The sequence below is a fragment of the Gilliamella apicola genome, assembly GCF_003202915.1.
In the GTDB taxonomy this organism is placed as follows: Bacteria; Pseudomonadota; Gammaproteobacteria; order Enterobacterales; family Orbaceae; genus Gilliamella; species Gilliamella apicola_Q.
In genome coordinates, this window is sequence record NZ_QGLP01000004.1 from 690,290 (window position 1) to 714,079 (window position 23,790).

Annotated in this window: 26 protein-coding genes; 17 read left to right on the top strand and 9 right to left on the bottom strand. The window is 34.8% G+C overall.

The window, feature by feature from the left end; all coding sequences use genetic code 11:
• The first annotated feature begins 10 nt into the window (after positions 1–10).
• The 7 genes from rpsA to DKK79_RS04740 all read left to right on the top strand — a co-directional run bounded on the left by rpsA (position 11) and on the right by DKK79_RS04740 (position 7,341).
• Positions 11–1,693 (top strand): 30S ribosomal protein S1, encoded by a 1,683-nt coding sequence (rpsA, locus tag DKK79_RS04710; RefSeq protein ID WP_110423047.1) that lies wholly within the window; start codon positions 11–13, stop codon positions 1,691–1,693.
• Positions 1,694–1,792: 99 nt separating this feature from the next.
• The gene (gene ihfB, locus DKK79_RS04715) at positions 1,793–2,083 is read left to right on the top strand and encodes an integration host factor subunit beta (protein ID WP_086359459.1); all 291 of its coding nucleotides are present in this window, start codon (positions 1,793–1,795) and stop codon (positions 2,081–2,083) included.
• A 232-nt stretch (positions 2,084–2,315) separates the two neighbouring features.
• A complete protein-coding gene (locus DKK79_RS04720; protein WP_181415229.1) occupies positions 2,316–4,598 on the top strand; it encodes a DNA internalization-related competence protein ComEC/Rec2 in 2,283 nt (760 codons plus the stop codon).
• 63 nt (positions 4,599–4,661) lie between these two features.
• Entirely contained in the window at positions 4,662–5,675 is a 1,014-nt protein-coding gene (gene lpxK / locus DKK79_RS04725) for a tetraacyldisaccharide 4'-kinase (protein WP_110423049.1), read from the top strand.
• On the top strand, positions 5,672–5,851 hold the full coding sequence (locus DKK79_RS04730) for a Trm112 family protein (RefSeq protein WP_110423050.1): 180 nt from the start codon (positions 5,672–5,674) through the stop codon (positions 5,849–5,851). Before lpxK ends, DKK79_RS04730 begins: the two co-directional genes overlap by 4 nt.
• Positions 5,852–5,880: 29 nt before the next feature.
• A complete protein-coding gene (kdsB, locus tag DKK79_RS04735; protein WP_110423051.1) occupies positions 5,881–6,645 on the top strand; it encodes a 3-deoxy-manno-octulosonate cytidylyltransferase in 765 nt (254 codons plus the stop codon).
• On the top strand, positions 6,646–7,341 hold the full coding sequence (locus DKK79_RS04740; RefSeq protein WP_110423052.1) for a DUF2461 domain-containing protein: 696 nt from the start codon (positions 6,646–6,648) through the stop codon (positions 7,339–7,341).
• A gap of 64 nt (positions 7,342–7,405) precedes the next feature.
• Here DKK79_RS04740 and DKK79_RS04745 read toward each other — a convergent pair whose 3' ends face one another.
• Positions 7,406–8,068: a MarC family NAAT transporter gene (locus tag DKK79_RS04745; RefSeq protein ID WP_110433091.1), complete on the bottom strand. Its 663-nt coding sequence runs from the start codon at positions 8,066–8,068 to the stop codon at positions 7,406–7,408.
• Positions 8,069–8,181: 113 nt separating this feature from the next.
• Entirely contained in the window at positions 8,182–9,078 is an 897-nt protein-coding gene (locus DKK79_RS04750) for a DMT family transporter (RefSeq protein WP_110423054.1), read from the bottom strand.
• 126 nt (positions 9,079–9,204) lie between these two features.
• Between DKK79_RS04750 and DKK79_RS04755 the strand changes: the two genes are divergently transcribed.
• The gene (locus DKK79_RS04755; RefSeq protein ID WP_110423055.1) at positions 9,205–9,990 is read left to right on the top strand and encodes a helix-turn-helix domain-containing protein; all 786 of its coding nucleotides are present in this window, start codon (positions 9,205–9,207) and stop codon (positions 9,988–9,990) included.
• A gap of 101 nt (positions 9,991–10,091) precedes the next feature.
• On the opposite strand, the gene DKK79_RS04760 is transcribed toward DKK79_RS04755, so the two are convergent.
• A complete protein-coding gene (locus DKK79_RS04760; protein WP_110423056.1) occupies positions 10,092–10,619 on the bottom strand; it encodes a single-stranded DNA-binding protein in 528 nt (175 codons plus the stop codon).
• A gap of 215 nt (positions 10,620–10,834) precedes the next feature.
• On the opposite strand from DKK79_RS04760, the gene corA reads away from it, so the two are divergent.
• The 4 genes from corA (at position 10,835) to DKK79_RS04780 (ending at position 13,623) form a co-directional block, all read left to right on the top strand.
• Positions 10,835–11,776: a magnesium/cobalt transporter CorA gene (gene corA / locus DKK79_RS04765; protein WP_110423306.1), complete on the top strand. Its 942-nt coding sequence runs from the start codon at positions 10,835–10,837 to the stop codon at positions 11,774–11,776.
• A gap of 197 nt (positions 11,777–11,973) precedes the next feature.
• Positions 11,974–12,933, top strand: coding sequence for a glucokinase (locus tag DKK79_RS04770; RefSeq protein WP_110423057.1), 960 nt, complete (start codon positions 11,974–11,976; stop codon positions 12,931–12,933).
• Between the two features lie 22 nt (positions 12,934–12,955).
• A complete protein-coding gene (locus tag DKK79_RS04775; protein ID WP_110423058.1) occupies positions 12,956–13,204 on the top strand; it encodes a YcgL domain-containing protein in 249 nt (82 codons plus the stop codon).
• On the top strand, positions 13,201–13,623 hold the full coding sequence (locus tag DKK79_RS04780; RefSeq protein ID WP_110423059.1) for a YcgN family cysteine cluster protein: 423 nt from the start codon (positions 13,201–13,203) through the stop codon (positions 13,621–13,623). Before DKK79_RS04775 ends, DKK79_RS04780 begins: the two co-directional genes overlap by 4 nt.
• A 27-nt stretch (positions 13,624–13,650) precedes the next feature.
• Here DKK79_RS04780 and DKK79_RS04785 read toward each other — a convergent pair whose 3' ends face one another.
• The gene (locus tag DKK79_RS04785) at positions 13,651–14,208 is read right to left on the bottom strand and encodes a YggT family protein (protein WP_110423060.1); all 558 of its coding nucleotides are present in this window, start codon (positions 14,206–14,208) and stop codon (positions 13,651–13,653) included.
• 36 nt (positions 14,209–14,244) lie between these two features.
• Positions 14,245–14,946, bottom strand: a complete 702-nt coding sequence (locus tag DKK79_RS04790; RefSeq protein WP_110423061.1) for a YggS family pyridoxal phosphate-dependent enzyme — start codon at positions 14,944–14,946, stop codon at positions 14,245–14,247.
• 36 nt (positions 14,947–14,982) lie between these two features.
• Between DKK79_RS04790 and DKK79_RS04795 the strand changes: the two genes are divergently transcribed.
• From DKK79_RS04795 to DKK79_RS04810, 4 genes are all read left to right on the top strand, one after another.
• Entirely contained in the window at positions 14,983–15,927 is a 945-nt protein-coding gene (locus DKK79_RS04795; protein WP_220019002.1) for a type IV pilus twitching motility protein PilT, read from the top strand.
• 106 nt (positions 15,928–16,033) lie between these two features.
• Positions 16,034–16,843 carry a pyrroline-5-carboxylate reductase gene (gene proC / locus DKK79_RS04800; protein ID WP_110423062.1) on the top strand — a complete coding sequence of 270 codons (810 nt, stop codon included), beginning with the start codon at positions 16,034–16,036 and terminating at the stop codon, positions 16,841–16,843.
• A 294-nt stretch (positions 16,844–17,137) separates the two neighbouring features.
• Positions 17,138–17,347, top strand: coding sequence for a transcription antiterminator/RNA stability regulator CspE (gene cspE / locus DKK79_RS04805; RefSeq protein ID WP_110423063.1), 210 nt, complete (start codon positions 17,138–17,140; stop codon positions 17,345–17,347).
• Between the two features lie 156 nt (positions 17,348–17,503).
• Positions 17,504–17,788 (top strand): DUF5339 domain-containing protein, encoded by a 285-nt coding sequence (locus tag DKK79_RS04810; protein WP_110423064.1) that lies wholly within the window; start codon positions 17,504–17,506, stop codon positions 17,786–17,788.
• Positions 17,789–17,816: 28 nt separating this feature from the next.
• On the opposite strand, the gene DKK79_RS04815 is transcribed toward DKK79_RS04810, so the two are convergent.
• The 3 genes from DKK79_RS04815 to DKK79_RS04825 form a co-directional block, all read right to left on the bottom strand.
• A complete protein-coding gene (locus DKK79_RS04815) occupies positions 17,817–18,302 on the bottom strand; it encodes a thermonuclease family protein (protein ID WP_110423065.1) in 486 nt (161 codons plus the stop codon).
• Positions 18,303–18,395: 93 nt separating this feature from the next.
• Positions 18,396–18,920: a bifunctional 3-hydroxydecanoyl-ACP dehydratase/trans-2-decenoyl-ACP isomerase gene (gene fabA / locus DKK79_RS04820; protein ID WP_110423066.1), complete on the bottom strand. Its 525-nt coding sequence runs from the start codon at positions 18,918–18,920 to the stop codon at positions 18,396–18,398.
• 138 nt (positions 18,921–19,058) lie between these two features.
• Positions 19,059–20,834: an AAA family ATPase gene (locus DKK79_RS04825; RefSeq protein ID WP_220019003.1), complete on the bottom strand. Its 1,776-nt coding sequence runs from the start codon at positions 20,832–20,834 to the stop codon at positions 19,059–19,061.
• A gap of 192 nt (positions 20,835–21,026) precedes the next feature.
• On the opposite strand from DKK79_RS04825, the gene DKK79_RS04830 reads away from it, so the two are divergent.
• A complete protein-coding gene (locus tag DKK79_RS04830) occupies positions 21,027–22,799 on the top strand; it encodes a DUF3413 domain-containing protein (protein ID WP_110423067.1) in 1,773 nt (590 codons plus the stop codon).
• Positions 22,800–22,825: 26 nt separating this feature from the next.
• Here DKK79_RS04830 and lipA read toward each other — a convergent pair whose 3' ends face one another.
• Entirely contained in the window at positions 22,826–23,785 is a 960-nt protein-coding gene (gene lipA, locus DKK79_RS04835; protein WP_110423068.1) for a lipoyl synthase, read from the bottom strand.
• Positions 23,786–23,790 lie beyond the last annotated feature (5 nt).

Consider the following 23,790-nt stretch of genomic DNA (forward strand, 5'->3'; position numbering starts at 1 on the left):
AAATAAAAATATGACTGAATCTTTTGCTCAACTCTTTGAAGAGTCTTTAAATCAACTAGACACTCGTTCTGGTAATATGATCCATGGTACTGTCGTTGCAATCGACAAAGATGTTGTTTTAGTTGATGCTGGTTTGAAATCTGAATCAGCAATTCCAGTAGAGCAGTTTAAAAATGCCCAAGGCGAATTAGAAGTTCAAGTTGGCGACGTTGTTGACGTTGTGCTTGACTCAATTGAAGATGGCTTTGGTGAAACAATCTTATCTCGTGAAAAAGCTAAACGTCATGAAGCGTGGCTAACATTAGAAAAAGCAGTTGAAGATGCTGCAACAGTTTTAGGTGTAATCAATGGTAAAGTTAAAGGTGGCTTTACGGTTGATCTTAATGGCGTTCGTGCGTTCCTACCAGGTTCGCTTGTTGATGTTCGTCCATTACGCGATACTTCTCATATTGAAAATAGAGAAATCGAATTAAAAGTTATTAAATTAGATCAAAAACGTAACAACGTAGTGGTTTCACGTCGTGCAGTAATTGAATCTGAAAATAGCGCAGAAAGAGAACAACTTCTTGAAAATCTACAAGAAGGTTCTGAAGTTAAAGGTATTATCAAAAATCTTACTGATTACGGTGCATTCGTTGATCTTGGTGGGGTTGATGGTTTACTACATATCACTGATATGGCTTGGAAACGTGTTAAACACCCAAGCGAAGTGGTTGAAGTTGGTCAAGAATTACTTGTTAAAGTACTTAAATTCGATAAAGACCGTTCACGTGTTTCTCTTGGCTTAAAACAATTAGGCGAAGATCCATGGGTTTCAATCGCTAAACGTTACCCAGAAGGTACTAAAGTAACTGGTAAAGTAACTAACTTAACTGATTACGGTTGTTTCGTTGAAATCGAAACTGGCGTTGAAGGTTTAGTTCACGTTTCTGAAATGGATTGGACTAACAAAAATATTCACCCATCTAAAGTGGTTAGCTTAGGTGATGAAGTTGAAGTTGTTGTTCTTGAAATTGATGAAGAACGTCGTCGTATCTCTCTAGGTCTTAAACAATGTAAACCTAATCCATGGTTACAATTTGCTGAATCACACAATAAAGGTGATAAAGTTAGCGGTAAGATCAAATCAATCACTGACTTTGGTATCTTCATTGGCTTAGATGGTGGTATTGATGGATTAGTTCATCTTTCTGATATCTCTTGGAATATGCCAGGCGAAGAAGCTGTTAAAGCTTATAAGAAAGGTGATGATATCGAAGCTGTTGTTTTACAAGTTGATGCAGAACGTGAGCGTATCTCATTAGGTATCAAACAACTTGAAGATGATCCATTTAGCAGCTTTGCATCTAACTTCAAAAAAGGCTCAATTGTTAAAGGTAAAGTTACTGCCGTTGATGCTAAAGGTGCAACAATCGAAATTGCTGAAGGTATCGAAGGTTACTTAAAAGCACAAGATATTGCTCGTGAACGTATTGAAGATGCAACTACAGCATTAAACGTTGGTGATGAAGTAGAAGCGAAGATTGTTAATATCGATCGTAAAACTCGTGCAATTTCTTTATCTGTACGTGCTAAAGATGAAGCTGATGAGAAAGAAGCACTTGCTGCTGTAAATAACACTGCAACTCCAGAAGATGCATCATTTACTAACGCAATGGCAGAAGCATTCAAAGCTGCATCAAAAACTGAGTAAAAAATATTTATTGAAAGAGTAAAGAGGGCTTGCCCTCTTTTTCTTTTGTGGTATAAAATGAATAAATTATATACTACGTAAATTAAATTAGGAGTGACCATGAACAGATCCGATTTAGCAGAAAAAATAGTCAACTGGCGGGCACACCTTCCGGTGCAACTAGTAGATGATGCTGTTAGAGATATTATTGAGCAAATCGCGTTAGCGATGGAAAGTAACGATCGTGTTGAAATTCGCGGATTTGGTAGTTTCAGCTTAAATTATCGTGCGCCACGTAAAGCAAGAAACCCTAGAACAGGTGGGAATGTTGAAGTTAAACACAAATATATTCCTCACTTCAAACCAGGGAAAGAGCTACGTGAGCGCGTAAATAATGCGGCTAAAGCTTAATTTAAATTTAGTTAACCTAAAAAAGCCTTTGAGTAAATTCAAAGGCTTTTTTGTTGGTGATGATTTTATAAATCAATTTTTTCAAATAAAAATGAAAGGATATTTTATAAATTGGAATAGAGATCTAAAGTTAGCGCTAAATTAACTTGTGGAAAGTCAAGATATGCTAAATTGACCATATAGTCCATGGTAGATGCAGACGTTTATGCGGCACGGTTGTTCAATAGATTTAATGGCAATAGCAGTTTCATTAGGATGTTTGCCATTAATGTTTTTGCCATGGTTACCGAGTGATATATGTTGGTTTATTTTAGCGTCGATTGCAATTATTTTCGCCGTAAAACTTAAGCGGTATTTTACTGTGGTTGCTGTGTTTGGACTAAGCTTTCTTTGGTCGACAGCGGCAGCAAAGCATTATCTTAGCTCAATTGAGCCTTATATTGATCAAACATTAGAGGTAACCGCGAAAGTTGAAAGTATTAATACGCAAATTTCTTCGCAATTCCAAACCAAACTCATCAATCCCCATTATGTCAAATTTTCAATTATCAGTATTGCAGATCAACCTTTGTCATCACCAATATCGGTGGCTATCTATTGGGAACAACCGAATTTAATTAAAGCCGGCCAAATTTGGCAATTAACCATAAAAACTAAAGCTGTGCATAGTTATTTAAATGAAGGCGGATTTGATAATCAACGTTTTGCCATAGCAAATAAATCAATATTAAAAGCTAAAGTCAGCAAATCAGTTCTACTCACTGATAAGCCAGATCTTCGACAAATTATAGTCGATAAATGTCTATTTTATATAGATTTATTCAGTTATCGCGATATTTTATTAGCGCTAGGTTTTGGTGATCGTTCGCAAATGGAAATTCACCATCGAATAACCATGATGCAAACAGGGGTTGCTCATTTAATGGCGATTTCCGGAATGCATATTTTATTAGTCTTCTCTATTAGCTATATATTAACCAAATGGTTTGTTTTTTTCTTACCGCAGCGCTTTAACTACTTTTTTCTACCCATTATTATAGGATGGTTAGTTAGTCTAAGTTACACTTGGTTAACCGGATTTAATCCACCAGCGCTTCGAGCCATTTTGGCTTTATCAATGTGGATATATTTACGTTATAAAAATAATCAGATAAGTGCTTGGCAAAAAATCAATCGTATCATCGCTTTATTGTTAATTGTTGATCCGTTAATGATATTGTCAGAAAGCTTTTGGTTGTCTTGTTATGCGGTTATTAGTTTAATTTTTTTGTTTGATTGGCTACCACTACCCAAGACAATAAAAAGTAAAAAACGTTGGTATCTATTTCGGTTATTACATTTACAATTTGGTTTGACGCTATTATTACTACCTATCCAATTATATGTCTTTCATGGCTTCAGTGCTGTTTCATTAGTTAGTAACTTAATTGCTATTCCCATTATCTGTTTAATTACTTTTCCATCAATTTTATTAGCTCTACTATTTAGTTTAATCGACTGTTTTTATATTGCCTTGTGGTTGTGGTTCATTGCTCAAACTTCACTTGAATGGTTGTTTTATTGCTTAGATTATTTAAATCTTATGTGGCTAAATATCTCAATGGATTTTTACTTTCTCAGTTTATTTGGCTGGTTAACCTTAATAGTAATAAGAACAGCTGTTTGGCGCCGCTTTAGTTTTACTCTTCTGATTATTTTTGTTATTGCTCTTTCACCATTTTATAAACAATCTGAATATTTATGGCGTATGGATATGTTGGATGTGGGGCATGGTCTGGCCATTGTGATTCACAATGGCGAATCAGCTGTTTTATACGATACCGGGGCTAAATGGGTAAATAGCTCAGCGGCAGAACAAGTGATTATACCTTACCTGCTATGGCATAATCTGCAAGTTGAAGGCATTATTATCAGCCATAGCCACAATGATCATATTGGTGGATTATCCTATTTACAACAACGTTATCCCAATGCTTGGCTTATGAGCTCATCTTCAAATTTGCAGAATAATTATGATTGTCTAGCCAATCGTCATTATTATTGGAAAAATTTGCAATTTAAAGTGTTATGGCCGACAAAATTAGTTAATAACCCCGATAATGCCGATTCATGTGTAATTCAGATTACTGATGGTCGATTTTCTGTATTGTTAACTGGCGATTTGGAACGCAAACAAGAGTATGATTTAGTGTTACAACATAAGCAAGCACTATCCTCAACTATATTACAGACTCCGCATCATGGTAGTAATACTTCATCGAGTTATCCATTTTTAACCTACGTTAATCCAGTTAATACCTTGACTTCAACTTCACGCTATAACCCGTGGCACCTTCCTGCCAATAAAATCACTGATCGCTATAAAGAGCTAGATATTAATTACTATGTTACGGCAAAAGAAGGGCAGATAAGTCTATTTTTTTACCCTACATCATGGCAACAAAAAACCATGCGCTACGATCTTTATCCAAGATGGTATCATGATTGGTTTGGTAGTTTACCGTTTTATGAGTAAAATACCCCAACAACAGTGCGATTATACATAGGTATAAAATGATAGAGATTAACGAGCGAGATTATGATTGAAAAACTATGGTATGGTAAGAATAGATCATTTTGGTTGCTGTTACCATTTTCATTGTTATATGGATTGATTACATTTTTCCGTCGTCTGCTATATAAATTAGGTATTTTTAAATCATGGCAATCTCCAGTACCGATTATTGTCATTGGAAATTTATCGGCAGGTGGTAATGGTAAAACACCACTGGCGATTAGCCTAATTGAAGCGTTAAAGGCTAAAGGGTTAAGAGTCGGACTTGTTTCACGCGGTTATGGCGGAAAGGCTGATCATTATCCGTTGCTCTTAGATGAAAATACTAGCACCAAGCAAGCCGGTGATGAACCCGTGTTAATTTATCAACGAACACATGTCCCGGTTGCTGTTGCACCAAAACGTGTTGATGCAGTTAAAGCATTATTAGAGTCACATCAATTAGATGTAATCTTAACCGATGATGGTCTGCAACATTATGCTTTGGCGCGTGATATTGAAATTGTGGTAGTCGATGGTAAGCGCCAATTTGGCAATGGTTGGTGGATACCCGCTGGACCAATGCGAGAAAGAAGTAGTCGTTTAAAATCGGTTGATTTAATTATTATCAATGGTGACAGTTCGCGGGATTTAGTCAATCAATATCCAGATAAAACTTACACCATGCAATTAACCCCAGGTCATGTAGTCAACCTTACTACCAATCAGCAATGTGAATTATCGGCCTTACATCATATTTGTGCTATTGCTGGTATCAGTAATCCAAAGCGTTTCTTCGATATGTTAATTGCAATGAAAGCAGATTTGCTGCATACCGAATCTTTTGCTGATCATCAAAATTTTAGTTTGCTATTATTAGAGAAAGTGGTTGGCAATAATCAAACTCTCTTAATGACTGAAAAAGATGCAGTAAAATGTCGGGAATTTGCGTTAGCTAACTGGTGGTATTTACCAATTGATGCGACAATACCAGATCAAGCCATTGAGAAGATTTACTCCCTATTAAAAGAAAAAAAATCACAAAGAGATAAAAAATGAAACAGCTTATATTAACTGCTATTGCCTGTCCTAAATGTCATGGTCAATTGGAATATGATAATCAATATCAACAATTATATTGCCAAAAAGATCAGTTGGCTTACCCGATTAAAGATTGTATTCCGGTGTTATTAGCCAGTGAGGCAAAGCCATTAAATCAATCTCATAGTGATTAAAAGAATAAACAAAGTTTAGAGGTAATTTTATGAGTTTTACGGTAATTATTCCTGCAAGATATGCTTCAAGTCGTTTACCAGGAAAACCACTTGCTGATATTCACGGAAAACCAATGATAATTCGGGTTATGGAACAAGCACAAAAGTCGTCGGCTAATCGAGTAATTATTGCAACCGATCATCAACAAGTTTTTGATATCGTGAAAAGCTACGGTGGAGAGGTAATACTCACTAGCGATAAGCATAATTCAGGTACAGAACGATTGGCAGAAGTCATTAATACTTATAAATTTGCAGATGATGAAGTGATCGTTAATGTTCAAGGTGATGAGCCATTAATTCCGCCAATTATCATCGATCAAGTTGCTGAGAATTTAGTAAATTATAAAACAGGCATGGCAACTTTAGCGGTACCAATTAATAGCATTGAAGAGGCGTTTAACACCGGAGCTGTAAAAGTAGTAATGGATAAAGATGGGTATGCACTATACTTTTCAAGGGCGACTATTCCTTGGGAACGTGATCGTTTTGCGAAATTAAATGATCAGGGCAAAATAGATGAAATTGGTGAATTCTATTTACGTCATATAGGGATTTATGCATATCGAGCTGGTTTCATTCGTCAATATATACAATGGAAACCTTCAGCTTTAGAGCAAATTGAGATGTTAGAACAATTGCGTGTGCTATGGTATGGCGAAAAAATTCATGTCGCGGTGGCCAAAGAACCTCCAGCAATTGGTGTTGATACCCAAGAAGATTTACAAAAAGTAAGAGCATTATTTAAGGAGTAGATGATGGCAAATTTTACTGGTTTTACCCAAGCAGGCTTAAATTTTTTACAAGATGCCTGGATTAATAATAGTAAAGTTTGGTTTGATGAACATCGAGCTATTTATGATAATGATTTGATCAAACCTTTTAGGTTGTTAGTCGAGCAGTTAACACCAGCTATGCTTAAAATTGATGAGTGGTTAGAGACACGTCCAGCAATTGGTAAAACTATATCGCGCATTCATCGTGACACCCGATTTTCGAAAGATAAATCATTGTATCGTAGTCGCTTGTGGTTAACTTTCAAACGTCCTAATCGTGATTGGCAAGAAGCACCAGCTTATTTTTTTGAAATTAGTCCTGACAGCTATTGCTATGGATTGGGGTATTATTGTGCCTCTAAACAGACTATGGATATCTTTCGAGAAGAAATATTAAACGATAGCGAGAAATTCCTGAAAGTAATTCGTTGTGTGAAAAAACCATTTGAATTAGTTGGCGAGAGTTATAAAAGACCATTAATCAAAGAACAAGATGAAAAAATATCGACATGGTACAATCGAAAAAATCTTGCTGTTATGGTAACCAATCAGCATATTGAAGATGTCTTAACCGGTGATTTACCGGATATACTTGCTAAAGGTTTTAAACAATTGGTACCACTATATGATTATTTAATGCGGGTCGAAATGATAAAAAATATTCCCAAATTGTAACGATAATAGAGTTAAAAATCATGGGTAAAAGATATATTAAAAAGCTTAGTTTAAAAAAGTTTTCTTAAATATTTGGAAAGTTTAAAACTAACTCTTTAACGCCATTTATCACAAACTGAGTGCCTACGCAAACCAATAAAAAACCCATAATTCTAGAAGTGGCTTCAATGCCACTTTTTCCCATAAACCGCATAATACTACCAGCACTACGCATACAGAACCATAAAATAATACATAATAATAATGGGACAAGAATTGATGAAGTATAAACCACCCAAGTTGATACGTTATATCCACCACTTTTTACTGTTGAAGCCATACTGATAATCATCGCAATGGTACCGGGGCCGGCAGTGCTTGGCATAGCGAGTGGCACAAACGCGATATTATTTGATATTTCTTTCTTTTTCTCATCCGCTTCTAAGGTTTTGTGTGAAGGTTGTTGTGGAAATAGCATTCTAAAACCGATAGTGCCGACAATCATTCCGCCAGCGATACGTAATCCAGGAATCGAAATACCGAAGGTACTCATGACTAACTGTCCGCAATAAAATGAGACAATCATAATGATAAAAACATAAATACAGGTCATTTTTGACTGGTAATTACGTTCTTCATTGGTCATATCGCCTGATAGACCTAATAACAGTACAACCGTAGTCAAAGGATTAGTTAATGGTATAAACAAGATTAAACCAAACCCGACAGTTTGTATAAGTTCTAACATATATCGAATCTAAATTATCACAGTAGTTTTAATTAAGTATATATGAAATATATAAAAAAGATACATTAACTGTTAGGTTAAAACTAAATAAATATTAGCGCAATAGTGGTTAGTTATGCATCTTTATCTGAAGCTTTCATTTTAAACAACGGTGTTTTTAAGTTTTGTGCCAATATTACGCCGATAAATGACATTCCACCGCCAATTAAATGGTAACTACACAATGTTTCATGCAAAAATAGTATTGAGATTATAGCAGTGATAACCGGGGTTAAATTTAAGAAAAGGGCGGTTTTATTGGCACCCAATTTTTTTATCGCTATTATCCAAACAAATGGCGCAATGATTGAAGCCGGAATACCCGCATAAAGTACCTGCCAAACATTGTCAGAATTTATAGTTAAATCATTACTCATTAAAAAGCCGGGCAATAACATTAATGTACCAAATAAAATTTGAACATAGACTGAGTGCCAATTTGTGATTTTCATTGTCCATTTTTTGGTTAATACCCCATAAAGCGCATAAGACAAGGCTGCCAGTAACATTAAAATCTCACCTTTACCAATTCCAAGTTCGAGCAGTCTAGTTGGCTCACCACCACTTATCAGCCAGATTAAACCAATAAAAGATAAAATACTGCCAATTAGCACTCCTTGAGTGGGTGGTGTTTTTAAAATGAATATACTTAATAGGATAGTTAACAAAGGAATAAAAGACATAATAATCCCCATCGTTAACACACTAATTGTTGCTGCGGCATAATAAGCAAGGCATTGATATAAAGCCATACCAAGTAAGCTAAGCACCATCAATTTTAGAACTTGAGGATAGATTTGCTGTAAATCCTTAATAATTCCTTTTAAAAAAAATGGGGTTAATAAAATAAGTGCCAAAAGCCAACGGTAAAAAGAGATAACCTCAGGTTCAATTGCACCGACCGATAATTTATTGACAACTTGATTGCCAGCCCAAATTAATACTGCCATCAATGGGTATAAATAAGCCATATATTTTCTTATGTAAACAATAGTAATAAATAATTCGCTGTAGTTTAACTTGTCTTAATTTATAAACATCACTAGAATCAGACAAAAAGAGCTATTATAAGACAATCTTAATACTATCTAATTACCATGAATTTAAAATTTCAAACGAATTTAAATGATAAGCAATCTAAAAGATTTATGTTCCTTCATGATGAAGCATTTAATGCAGATACTGAATATTCTTCTCATCAGCATAATTGGGGGCAAATTATCTGCGTCAAATCAGGTATTTTTGTCTTAAACGTTCAAGGACAAAGATATTTGGCTCCTTCAGGATTTGCATTATGGATCCCGCCATATACCGAACACGCATGTTACAACCAACAATTAACTAGGTTTCGGACAATTAATATTACTGATTGTCAAGTTATGCCTAATTACATCTGTTTGTTTGGTTTAAATAAAATAAGTCATGCTATTATTGATTCTTTCTTTGAGCGAAATATTCTGGAGCCAGAGAGTGAACAATATCTTCGTTTAGGACAAGTGTTAATCGATCAGCTCCTAATGGAATCTAACCTCACACTCTATTTGCCAAGTTCTAACGATAAATATTTAGCCCCTATTTTAAAAGAGTTAGAATTAAACCCGGCTAATAATAGGACCTTAGAACAGTGGGCTCAAACAGTATTTACCACTGAACGAACTCTTGCACGACGTTGCCAACAAGAATTAGGCATGTCATTTAGAATGTGGCGCCAGCGGTTACGATTTTTATATAGCATCTCGCTTTTAGAACAAGATAAATCGATTCAAGATATCGCATTTTCGGTTGGTTATAGTTCAGTATCCGCTTTTATTACTATGTTTAAAAATATCTCAGGGGTTACACCAGATCTTTACCGTTCTAACACTAGCTCTAAGAAAAGTTAAACATAATAAGTTGTCATTATTTGAGAAAAGTCTTGTAGGATATACATTGAGGAAAGGCGTAATTTATACGCCTATATAATATAGAATTGAATAAATAACCATTAAAATGGAATATCGTCATCGAAATCCATAGGTGGTTCTGACATAGTTGGTTGACTTGCTGGTGTTTTATTAGGTGATGAAGCACGTGGAGCCGCCGGCATAGCAGGTGCAGAGGAGGTATTATTCGCACTTTGTCCCCAACCTTTTGAATCTTCATTATAAGCGTCACCACCTGAGCGGCTTCCTAAAATTTGTAATACACCACCAATAGGGTTGATAACAACTTCAGTCGTATAACGATCTTGGCCTGATTGATCTTGCCATTTACGAGTTTGTAATTGTCCTTCGATGTAAACAAGCGTTCCTTTTTTAATGTATTCACCTGTAATTTCAGCTAATTTACCAAATGCGACAATTCGATGCCATTCTGTTTTATCGCGGTTTTCTCCAGTTTGTTTATCTTTCCAACTTTCTGATGTTGCAACACTAAAATTTGCAACAGCGTTACCATTTGGCATGTAACGTATTTCTGGATCTTGACCTAAATTACCAACTAAAATGACTTTATTAATTCCTCGGTTTGCCATTATAGACTCCTAATAATTGCATAGATATATAATTGCGCCATTGTAACATGAGACAGCAATAACATCATCGAATTTAATCCAAAATTGGAACTTTGTATCCAAATTTTTAAAATAGAGAAAGATTGGCTTAGACATAGGAATTTTTGCCTATAACGAGTATAATGCCAGCCATTTGTAGATGTTACATCTTAAACATTTTTCCTGCTGGAGGCCTTATGATTAATGCGTTTGGACTGAAGAACAAACAATTAGTGAAAATTAATGAAGGCGATATTAAGAATGCGACCTGGATTGACTTGATTGAACCAGAAGAAGCGGATCGTGAATTCATTCTGACAAATTTGGGTCAAAATTTAGCAACAAGTATTGAATTAGATGATATTGAGGCATCCGCTCGTTTTTTTGAAGATAATGAAGGACTACACGTTCACTCCTTCTTTTTTTATGAAGATGCTGAAGACAGAGCAGGTAACTCAACTGTCGCTTTTACTGTGCACAATGGGCGTTTATTTACTCTGCGTGAACGCGATTTACCGGCATTTCGTCTATACAGAATGCGCTCTCGTTATCAGGGGATGAACGATGGAAATCCCTATGAAGTTTTATTAGATTTATTTGAAGTCAAAGTCGAACAGTTAGCTGATCAAATCGAAAATATTTATAGTGAGCTTGAAGAATTAAGTTTGATAATTATGGATCGCTCTGCTCAAGAACATTATGATGAAGCGATTACTTCTTTAGCTGAACTTGAAGATACGGCTTGGAAAGTGCGTCTTTGTTTAATGGATAGTCAACGTGCGGTCAACTATTTAGTTCGTCGTGCTAAGATGCCGGTTGAACAATTAGAACAGGCGCGTGAAGTTATTCGAGATATTGAGTCATTGGTGCCACACAATGAGTCACTATTCCAAAAAGTTAACTTTTTAATGCAAGCGGCTACTAGTTTTATCAATATAGAGCAAAGCAGAATCATTAAGATTTTCTCGGTTGTTTCAGTGGTATTTTTACCGCCGACTGTGGTGGCATCTGCGTATGGTATGAACTTTGAACACATGCCTGAGTTGAAATGGGAATATGGTTATCCTTTATCTTTATTGTTGATGTTACTAGCTGGTGTTGCTCCTTATATTTACTTTAAACTTAAAAAATGGTTATAGTTGATTGTTTGCCGTTTAACACTTCAAATATTATCTATTATCCGCTAACTTTTAGTTAGCGGTAATTCGGCGAGTAAATTCATTTAAAGCAACCTAGTTAAATCATTTCAAATAGTCCATAATATTACTAATGTTTTTTAATATTTATTGAACTAAAGTTCATATAGAAAGATTTTACTTTTAAAAAAGGGAATAACATGAGTCAATATGCACTAGTTACCGACATTGGTGGAACCAATGCCCGTTTTGCTCTTTATGATTTATCTACTAATGAATTATCTGCAATAACTAAAATTCTCATATCAAAAGATGATGTATTGCTTGAATTAATTAAATCCTATTTAAACTCACAATCAGTAACTGTTGATATGGCTTGCATTGCTATAGCTTGCCCAATCGATGAGGGTGATCTGATTGAAATGACCAATAATAATTTATCATTTTCTCGCTCAGAACTTATTAAAGAACTCAAGTTAACAAAATTAGAAGTCATTAATGACTTTACGGCAGTTTCAACATCTATCCCTCGACTATCAGCGAACGATGTCATTAAAATTGGTGGTGAAGAACCTAATCTCAATTATCCAATTGCAATTTATGGTGCCGGAACCGGTTTAGGGGTTTCTCATTTAGTTAAAGTCAACAAAAATTGGATCAGCTTATCCGGTGAAGGCGGCCATACCGAATTGCCTATGGTTAATGAAGAAGAAGATCGAATTTTAGCCCAATTACGAAAAAAATTTGGTCGAGTCTCTTGCGAACGTTTTTTATCGGGTAATGGTATTGTTAATATCTATCAAGCATTATTACAGATCAATAATCAACCAATTGAAGAGATCACGCCAGATATTATTGTCAATAAAGCATTATCAAATAGCTGTCCGATCTGTTTAGCAACTTTAACGCATTTTTGTACTTTTATGGGGCGATTTGGTGGCAATTTAGCGTTGACGCTTAATACTCAAGGTGGTGTGTATATTGCTGGTGGCATTGTACCTAGATTTATTGAATTCTTTAAATCATCACCATTTAGAGAAGCATTTGAATATAAAGGTCGTATGTCATTTTTAGTTAAAAAAATTCCTGTTTATGTGATTATTCATAAAGATCCGGGGTTATTTGGTGCGGGTGTTTATTTACAAAATAGCCTGAAATAATTGAGGAGTAAAATTTAATTTTATGATGTGGTGTTATATTTATAGAAGTACCAAAAAAGAAAATTGTTATCTTTACATGGAGCAGGAGAATGATTTCTCTCATATTCCGGAAAAAATCATGGCAATTTTTGGTACACCAGCTTTTGTGATGAAAGTATTACTTGACGGTAAACGGCGTATTGTTGTCGGAACCTCACAGGAAATAGAAGAGAAGATAAAAACGGATGGATTTTTCTTACAAATGTTAAAAGAAGATGATTTTAAAGTATGATTGAACCATTTTGGGAATATAAATCTTTAGATCAAATGAGCGATGACGAGTGGGAACAACTCTGTGATGGTTGCGGTCAATGTTGCTTAAATAAATTAATGGATGAAGATACTGACGAAATCCTCTATACCAACGTGGCATGTAATTTACTTGATTCAAATACCTGCCAATGCCGACATTACCATAATCGCTTTGATTATGAGCCTGACTGTATCAAGTTAACCCGTGAAAATTTACTGACAATTGAATGGTTACCATTGACTTGTACTTATCGTTATTTTTCAGATACAGGACAATTACCAGAATGGCACCCATTAATTGTGGGTAATAAAAAATTAATGCATAAATTAAAAATATCGGTTAAAAATCGAATTGTTTATGAAAAAGATGTCATTTGTTGGGAAGATCATATTATTTAAAAGAGAGCCTAGACTCTCTTTTATGTCTTATAGCATTAACCACAAATTGCCAAGCAAATCGATAGCTAATAAATTTAGAAACATCAATATAAAAACAAAAATCATAAATGAAATATCAATCACACCTATTGGCGGTATGATACGACGAATCGGCGCAATAAGCGGCTCAGTTAATTGAGCAAGTAATTCATCAGTAATTGATTGACCACGGCTAACCCAACTTAAAATCGCTCTAAATAATAATAACCAAAATATTAAATGCCCAAAGGCATGCACCATTGCAGCTAAAGCGAATAGCAGGTAATAAGGAGTAAACAGGGGGGCATCAAGTAGCTGAAAACGGAAAATAAAAATAATTTTAAGTAAAGCAACCCCATAAAAAAGGAGCCAAGTTGCGGTATCGATACGCCTAATAGACGGAATTGCTCTTCGCATTGGACCAATAATCGGTTGGGTAATACGTACAATAAATTGGGTAAAAGGATTATGAAAATTTACTCTCGCAAGCTGCATCCATAAACGTAGAATCAGTACGTACAAGCTAATAGTAAAAATAGCTCTTCCTAAGAAGATTAACGAAATCATTTAATACTCCTAAAATATAATATGCTTGGCAATATATCACACATATTGCCGAGCACCAAAGATCGCGCTACCAATACGAACCATTGTACTACCTGCAACAATAGCTGCTGGCATATCGCCTGACATGCCCATTGAAAGTGTATCTAAAAAAGGATAATCTGTTTTCAACGATGCTAATAGTTGAGACATCTGCTTAAATACTTCAAGCTGTTTGGCAAAATCATTTTCTATCTCAGGGATAGCCATTAAGCCGCGTAGTCGTAAATTGGGTAATGTAATAATCTGATTTATCAAATCAGCGACTTCATCTGCCTGAACTCCCGATTTACTTTCTTCATTGCTAATATTTACCTGAATAAGCACATTTAATTTACCCATATTCGCTGGGCGCTGTGCATTCAGACGTTGGGCAATTTTAAAACGGTCAATGGTATGCATCCAATCAAAATTTTCTGCCACTAATCTGCTTTTGTTTGACTGTAATGGGCCGATAAAATGCCAAGTAATCAGGGTGTCAGGCATATTTTGTTTAAAGTAGGTAATCTTCTCAACACCTTCTTGAACATAATTTTCACCAAAAGATAATTGACCAGCTTCAATTGCCTGAGCGATTGAGGTTACTGGTTTGGTTTTACTAACTGCAATAAGTTCAATTGTATTGGGATCCCGATCGCAATCTAAAGCAATTTTGTGTATTTCATTTTTAATCGTAATTAAATTGTCTTGTACTGTATTCATATTAATTCCCAATAAAAAAATGGATAGTGACCTAAAATGTTAAATTCATTGTTGGCTTTTAGTGTAACGCAAAAAGCTTCTGATTTGCATCTTTCTAGTGGTGAAAAACCTTGTATTCGCGTTAATGGTGACCTAAAACGCCTTTCCGAGGATAAATTATTACCACAGAAACTTAAAATTGATTTACTTAATATATTAAATGTTGAGCAAAAAGCAATTCTGCAACAACATCAACATATTGATTTTGTTTATCATGTTGAGGATGTTGGTCGTTTTCGAGTAAATATTTTTTATCAACAACGCGGTATCTCAGCAGTATTTAGAATTATTAAACAACAAATACCAAGTTTGAGTGAGATTGATGCACCCAAAGTAATAAATGAACTAGCAAAAGCAGAATCAGGCATGATTTTAGTGACTGGTGCAACAGGTAGCGGCAAATCGACAACTTTAGCTGCTTTAATTCAATATATCAATCAGACTCAGGCTAAACACATTATCACCTTAGAAGACCCTATAGAGTTCATTTATCAGAACGATAAATCACTTATCCAACAACGAGAACTTAACTACTTTGGTAATGCAATTGACAGCATATTAAGACAAGATCCAGATATCATTCTACTTGGTGAATTACGTAACCGACATACCATCCAAGCTGCATTAACGATTGCTGAAACTGGGCATTTAGTTCTTGCTACATTGCATACCAGTTCAGCCATACAAACTATTAATCGTATTGTTGATGTATTTGATGACGGATCGCGCGGCTTAATTCGTAGCCAACTATCAAATAGTTTAAAAGCCATCATCTGTCAAAAATTGGTTCCTTATAATGAAAGTCGTAAAGCGATATATGAAGTTCTTATCAATACTCCTGCAGTCAGTAATTTAATTAATGAAGGCAAAACCAAGCAAATATTATCCTTAATGCAGACAGGACAACAATATGGAATGCAATTGATGACTAGAAATTTATAAAGTTATTGTGAAAAAAGGTTCTTGCTATCCTAAATAAATTTTTAAGTTTTATTTTAAAATTTATTCTATAATCTTTATAGAATTTTATTTATAAAGGGATAAACAAATGGAACAGCGTATAGGTTTTATCGGTATAGGTAATATGGGAAATGCCATATTACAAGGTATTTTGGCAAGTAATATTGTGCCTGGAACGCAAATTTACGTTTATGATCCTCAACTTGACAAAGGCCAAGCACTCAATCAATCTTATTCCATAAATAATCTAGACTCGGCAAGAGATGTTGCTCGAGAATCAGATATTGTTTTTATCGCTGTTAAGCCAAACATTATTGTAGATGTATTAAACGATATTCAAAAAGAGTTAAAAAAGAATACAATAGTTATCTCGATTGCGGCAGGTGTAACCATTAAAACTATTGCTAAATGTGTAGGTTATGAACAAAAGATAGTCAGAGTCATGCCAAATACCCCCGCATTAGTTAATGCCGCTATGTGCTCAATAACACCTAATACTGAAGTTACTGACGAAGAGTTAACTATTGTTGAAAGCTTATTAAATTGTATTGGTGCAACAGAGATTGTACCAGAGTATTTAATTGATGCTGTAGTTGGTGCAAGTGGTTCTTCTCCTGCATTTGTATTTATGTTTATTGAAGCACTGGCTGATGGTGCAGTAAAAGGTGGTTTAGCTAGAAAACAAGCTTACAAATTTGCTGCTCAAGCCGTGTTAGGGTCAGCTAAATTATTGCTGGAGACAGGTAAACACCCAGCTGAATTAAAAGATATGGTCTGTTCACCGGCAGGTACAACAATTGAAGGTGTGCAAATGCTTGAGGAAAAAGGATTTCGGGCCGCTATTCTTGATGCGGTAGAGGCGGCAATAAAAAAATCTAAAGATTTATCAGAAAAATAATGATTATTAAATATGAACAATAACAATTAGTTATTGTTCATCTGAATTTAATTTCAAAATTAAGTAAAAACATTGCTTGTGTTTATCAGCCATTTATGAGTTAATAGTCGCCAGCATATTACATGCAGATATATTTTGTAACATTTAGATTCATGCAGTTTGTAGTTTACTTTTTTCACATTTGTATTAGTTTTCTTCAGTCTTCTCTTCTCTTTGTTAATAAGTAGTCTAGGTTTTATGTTCTATAGTATCGCCCTTGCTGGCGAAGATTAATTTATTTATAGGAAGATTATTATGTCTAAAAAAACTGGTCAAGTTAAATGGTTCAATGAGAGCAAAGGTTTTGGTTTTATTTCACCAGCTGATGGAAGTAAAGATGTGTTTGTTCATTTCTCAGCAATCACTGGCAATGGCTTTAAAACTCTAGGCGAAGGTCAACAAGTTGAATTCTCTATTCAAGATAGTCCTCGTGGTCCAGCTGCGGTTGAAGTTGCAATCATCTAAATGATTACTATTATCTTATCAGTATTTAATTGCTGATAAGATTTTTCCCCCCTTATTTATAGACTTTTCACTTCCAATTTTATATCATTTCTTTTAATGTCTAAGTTATAGACTGTTATTAAATTACCAAAATTTATAATTTTAAGGAAAGCAATAATGAAAAAATTGGCCTTGTCTGTCATTCTATTGGGTTTATCTTCTGTCGCGATGGCGGATTTATCGGCATCTTGTAAAATTTATTTTGAACAAGTTGATAGTTTTGTTAGAAACATTCCTGACGATGTTGCGACTAAACAACAAGCAGAAATGATCAAACAAAATTTAGAATTAACTAAAAAACAAATATCTGCCATGTCTAAAGAGAGCCAAGAAGAAGGCTGTAAACAAGCAACTATAGGTTTAAAGCAATTCGAATCTATCCTACCATCTAATAAAAAATAACGACTAAAAATAACGATTAGTTTAATCGTTATTTTTTGTTACGATTGCGAAAATCCCAAGGGGCTATAGGATGTTTATCTTTCCATAGCCCTTTTTGCTTCTGTTTAGCTTTTGATTCAAGCTTGACCATGTTTTTATTATTTGCAACACCTTTAACGCGGTAGGCCCAAGCATAGCCACTCTCCACCATTTTAGCATTAACATTGATTTTATTTAGAAAAATTGTGCCTAATGTACGTTGATAGATATCTTTTTTATTTTCTTTGACAAAAACACTTTTACCGGCGATTAATGACGCTAAGTATTTTTTTGAAGCATTACCATATGCTTGTCGACTTTCTGGAGCATCAATATCTAACAAACGAACCCGAATTTTTTGTTTTTTCGGCGTTAAAATATCAACAGTATCGCCATCAATGACTTTGACAACCTTACCATTAAAGTCAGCGTGTACTTGGTTAATTACAATAAAGAAGAGGGCAATTGAAAGGAAAAATGTTCTAAAAAAATGCATTGTAGATAATTCTTAAGATAGTAGGGTGAATATAAAAACTCCTTGCTAATTATCAGTGATCAACTAATAGTGGGCAAGGAGTATCAAGCTATATTAATTAAATTGTGAAGTGTCTTTGAATAAACCAACTTTAAGATCAGTTGCTTCATAAATTAATTTACCATCTACGTAAACTTCACCGTCGCCAATTCCCATGATTAACTTACGATTAATAACGCGTTTGAAATTAATTTTATAAGTAACTTTTTTATTATTTGGTAATATTTGGCCTTTTAATTTTAACTCACCAACACCCAGCGCACGACCTTTACCTTTGCCGCCAATCCAACCTAAATAAAAACCGACTAATTGCCATAACGCATCAAGACCAAGGCAACCAGGCATTACTGGATCATTTTTGAAATGACATTTAAAAAACCATAAATCAGGATTAATATCTAACTCGGCTTCAACATAGCCTTTACCGAAACTACCACCGTCTTCATTCATTTCGATAACGCGATCCATCATTAGCATCAAATCTGACGGTAACGGTGGTCCATCATGACCAAATAATTCACTATTACCAGATTTAATTAGATCTGCTTTATCATACGAAGATTTACGTTCAAATGTCATAAAAAAACCTTTTATTTCGTTGTCATTATTTGATTGCTTATAAAATCACTATTTAATACAAAACAACCAATCATTCTAAACTATAAAATATTGCCAAATTATTTCATCAATCATCTCAATGAAATGTTAGCCTCAAGTTTATTGTGTATTTGTACTTTTTGCAATTTTTTTCCAGCGACTGAGCCAACCTTCATGCTTTCTATCTTGCATTAATATTGATTGCATACGGGCATGAATCAATTTATAAAGACTGATATTGTTTTCATCTTTATAAGGAATGCCGGTTAATAAATAGAGTGCGTCAGCGACATGTTCAACGGTCCAAATTGAAAATTTATAACTACTAATTGCATCAATAACCTCATCGCTCAAACTCAAATGGCGTTGATTGCTAGCAGGAATAATGACACCTTGCTGACCGGTTAAACCTTGGTGCTGGCAAACCGCAAAAAATCCTTCAATTTTCTCATTAACGCCACCAATAGATTGAACATGACCAAATTGGTCAACCGAACCTGTGACAGCTAATTGTTGATCGATAGGTTGATTGGATAAAGCACTAATGAGTGCACACATACCGGCCAGTGACGCACTATCGCCATCAATTTCATTATAAGATTGTTCAAATACTAAAGAGGTGGAAAATGGTAATTGATGATTAATCGCAAATTCCGACATAATAAATGCTTGCATAATCATCATTCCTTTCGAATGAATATTACCAGCAAGGTCGGTTTTTCGTTCAATATCAATCAATTCACCATCACCAAAATGGACCAGACAGCTTAAGCGTGTTGGCTCGCCAATTGCCTTTGGATAACCAGGGTATTCAATAACCGACAATCCATTGATCTGGCCAACTACTTGTGTCTTAGTATCAATCACAATTTGATTAGTGAAAAATTCATCATGAAAACGTTCAGTTAAATAATTTTCACGCCATGTTTTTTGTTCAAACGCTTTGCAGACAGCTGATGCGTCAATTTCCCCATTTTCGATAAAATAAGAGGAATTTAACAGTAACGATTGAATCCACTCTATGCTAAGTGGTAAATAATATTGATCACCGGTATATCTTGTTGCCTGCTTATAAATTGTAGCAAAAGCAGATTTTGCAATTTTCGGTAAGGCTAGTTGGTGACTGATAAATTGTAAATAATTCATCCAAGCATTAAATTGCTGAGAATCAGTTATAGACAGTTCACTTTCAAATTCAGCATAAATAGATGATGAATAAAATTCAGGTTCAAATTCCTGTAATTCAGCTAAAGATAACCTGTCACCAACTAAAATAATGCGCAAATCTAATGGCATAGTCGGAATGGATAATGGTAAAGGATGTGAATCATCAGCTGAAAACCATTCAAAGATTTGCGATACCACCATCTGCTTTAATTTGGTCCAAACAACAGGTTGAGCAAGCAGTGAACGTAAACCTAAAATTAAAACTCCACCATTAGCATGATGAACTAAGCCGGCTTGTAATTTAATCGGGTTATTTTCAGGTTGCCTTACACAACCAAAAAGTTTTTCCATATCAACTATGGTTGCCGATAAACAACTATCTTGAACAGCAAAATTATCTTGTTTACTTTTAGCTTTGGTTAAGATGATTTTATTATCACTAAAATGGTAGCTATAACCTAAATCGGAAATTGCGAGATTGGTCTTTACAGATTGCTTCAATAAATCAAAAAAAAGCTCACTTTCTGATGCTTTTAACAGCATAAAGCGAGAACGATAATGTGCATTACTATTTTTGCATAATAATGACACAGCAGCAGCAACACGAGGTTGCCACGATAGTAAATTGGTTAATCCATCACTGTATAAATTTGTTTGAATATCACTATTATTAATAATGTAATTTACGTCAGGTTGGACTTGTTGAGAGTTGAGTTGTTTGATTGCCAAAGTTAATGTCTTTTTTTATTAGCTATATTATTGACTCAAATTATAACAAGTATCGATTACAACGCCAACAAATAACCTAGATCTGAGTGCTAACAAATAAAAAAATTACAGAAAGATTTTTAAAAATCAGTTAAACTGTAAGGTAAATTCTAGTTAATTTTCTTAGGTTATTACGACTAACAACAATTAAATATGCTCAAACTCAAAAATAATCATATTAAAGACGATAAAACCTCGCAGATAGTCAGTTGGGGGCATTGGTTTACACTATTTAATATTTTAGTCGTTATTGTACTCGGTGGCCAATATTTACTTATTGCCGATTGGCCTCGAACGTTTATGGGGCGCTTTTACGCAATCATTAGTGCGATAGGTCATTTTAGCTTTCTTGCATTCATTGTTTATTTAATACTGCTATTTCCGCTAAGTTTTTTTATTCACTCTTCGCGCTGGCAACGAACTATAGCAACGATTATTGCAACACTAGGAATCAGCTTATTGCTGATTGATGTTGAGGTTTTTTCGCATTTCAGAATGCATCTCAATTTATCTATCTGGCAACTCTTTACCTCAGATAAAACGTCTTTTCTAAATAGGGCGTTTATCTCAATTCCATTTATCCTTTTGATTGAGATATTATTCTCTATTTGGAGTTGGAAAAAATTACGTAGCTTAAGTAAACGTAAACGTTTTGCAAGACCGGTAGTAATTGGTTTTATCCTATGTTTTATTTCATCTCACTTAATTCATATATGGGCGGATGCTAATTTTTATCGTCCAATCACTATGCAACGCTCAAGTTTACCGCTTTCGTATCCACTAACAGCGCGTCATTTTCTTGAACGTTATGGATTTATTGAAGAGAATGGTTACCGTAATCGAGCAATTCAAGAAGGTAACCCATTTGCGATTGCCATTGAATATCCACTCGATCGAATTACTTTTAATGAAAAACAAGATAAACCTAATATTTTGATAATTGACATTAATGGTTGGAATAACCAACTATTAGCTAACAACATGCCTTGGCTTAAAGAATTTGCTGGTCAAAATATACAGTTTACCAATCATTATGGTTCGAGTAATCAAGCCTATTTAAACAATTTTTCATTATTTTATGGGCTCGATCCTAATTATTACAATAGTATTCTCGCAGGTCATAAACCATCAGTATTATTGGAAACTGTTACTAAACAACATTATAACGTTGGTCTATTTTCAGCTAATGGTTTTTCTGAACCACTTTATCGTTATGCGTTATTGTCTAATTTCACCACCCCTGATGGTAAAAAAATCTCCAATAAGCAAACAACAGATAATTGGATGGTGTGGCATGATGAACAAAATAAATTGGAAAACCATGCCCCATTATTTTCGGTTGTTCAATATTCACTTGGAGTAAAAAGCAAAAAAATCCCAATAGCCGAATTAGAGACAGAAGCGAAAAAACTTGACCAATATTTAGAGTCATTAATTGCTTATTTAAGATTATCTAATGCTTATGAAAATAGCATAATCATTATTACTGGTTCTAATAACCTAAAAATTGATGAAGCCAAAAAAGTTGCCTTACGTAGTGGTGAAATAAGCTTTAAGCGAGACGCCTTAAAAGTACCATTAATAATTTCATGGCCAGGAAAAGAAGCAAAAGAAGTTAGTAATATAACTTCAGAAACAGATATTTTAAGAACATTAATGCAAGATGCATTCAATGTTACTACTCCAGCACAACAATATAGCCAAGGACAAAATTTATTTGACCAACGAGCTCGTCAATGGATTGTAGCGGGTAGTGAAAATCAAGTTGCCGCGCTTTATGATGATAAAACCGTGGTGATTGATGCATATGGACGTTCCAAAATTTACGATCTAAACGGCAAACTATTGAAAAATGAAAAAATTAGCTTACCGACGTTTTTACAAATTGTTACCGAAAATCGTCGTTTTATTGTGGTGGATAATTAAGAAATGACAGCATAAAGAGGTGAAATTTATTTCACCTCTTTTCCCATAGCTTGCAGATCAGCATGGTAAGACGAACGCACAAATGGCCCACAAGCTGCGTGGGTAAAGCCCATTGCCAGAGCTGTCTGTTTTAACTCATTAAATTCTTCTGGTGAAACATATCGTTCTACCGGCAAATGATACTTACTTGGCTGTAAATATTGACCTAAAGTTAACATGGTTACACCATGGCTACGTAAATCTTTCAAAACCTGAATAAGTTCTTCATTGGTTTCACCTAATCCCACCATTAGTCCCGACTTTGTTGGAATTTCTGGATGCTGGTGTTTAAATGCTTCAAGTAATTTCAATGACCCTTCATAATTCGCACCAGGGCGTATCTTTTTATACAAACGAGGAATATTTTCCAGATTGTGATTAAATACATCTGGTGGATTTTCACTTAAAACTGCAACGGCTTCATCAATGCACCCACGAAAATCGGGGGTTAAAGTTTCAACTTTGATAGTTGGACTTAAAGAACGAATCTCTTGGGTACAAGAGGCAAAATGACTGGCTCCACCATCTTTCAAATCATCACGATCAACAGAGGTGATCACCACATAACGTAATTTCATCTCTTGAATGGTTTGTGCGAGTTTACTTGGCTCTTCTCGGTCGGGTGGTAAAGGACGACCATGGGCCACATCACAGAAAGGACATCGACGTGTACAAATATCACCTAAGATCATAAAAGTAGCGGTACCATGATTAAAACACTCCGCCAAGTTAGGGCACGATGCTTCCTCACAAACCGAATGTAAACCATGTTTACGCATAGTATTTTTGATATGTGCAATATTATCAGTATTTGCCGATAATTTAATTCTCATCCACTCTGGTTTTTTTAAAGGGGCAACCTCCTCTAAAGTGATAGAGGGAATAAGACGAGTTTTATCGGCATCACGATATTTTGAACTGCGGATTAAGTTTTCATTAGTTTGCATAATTC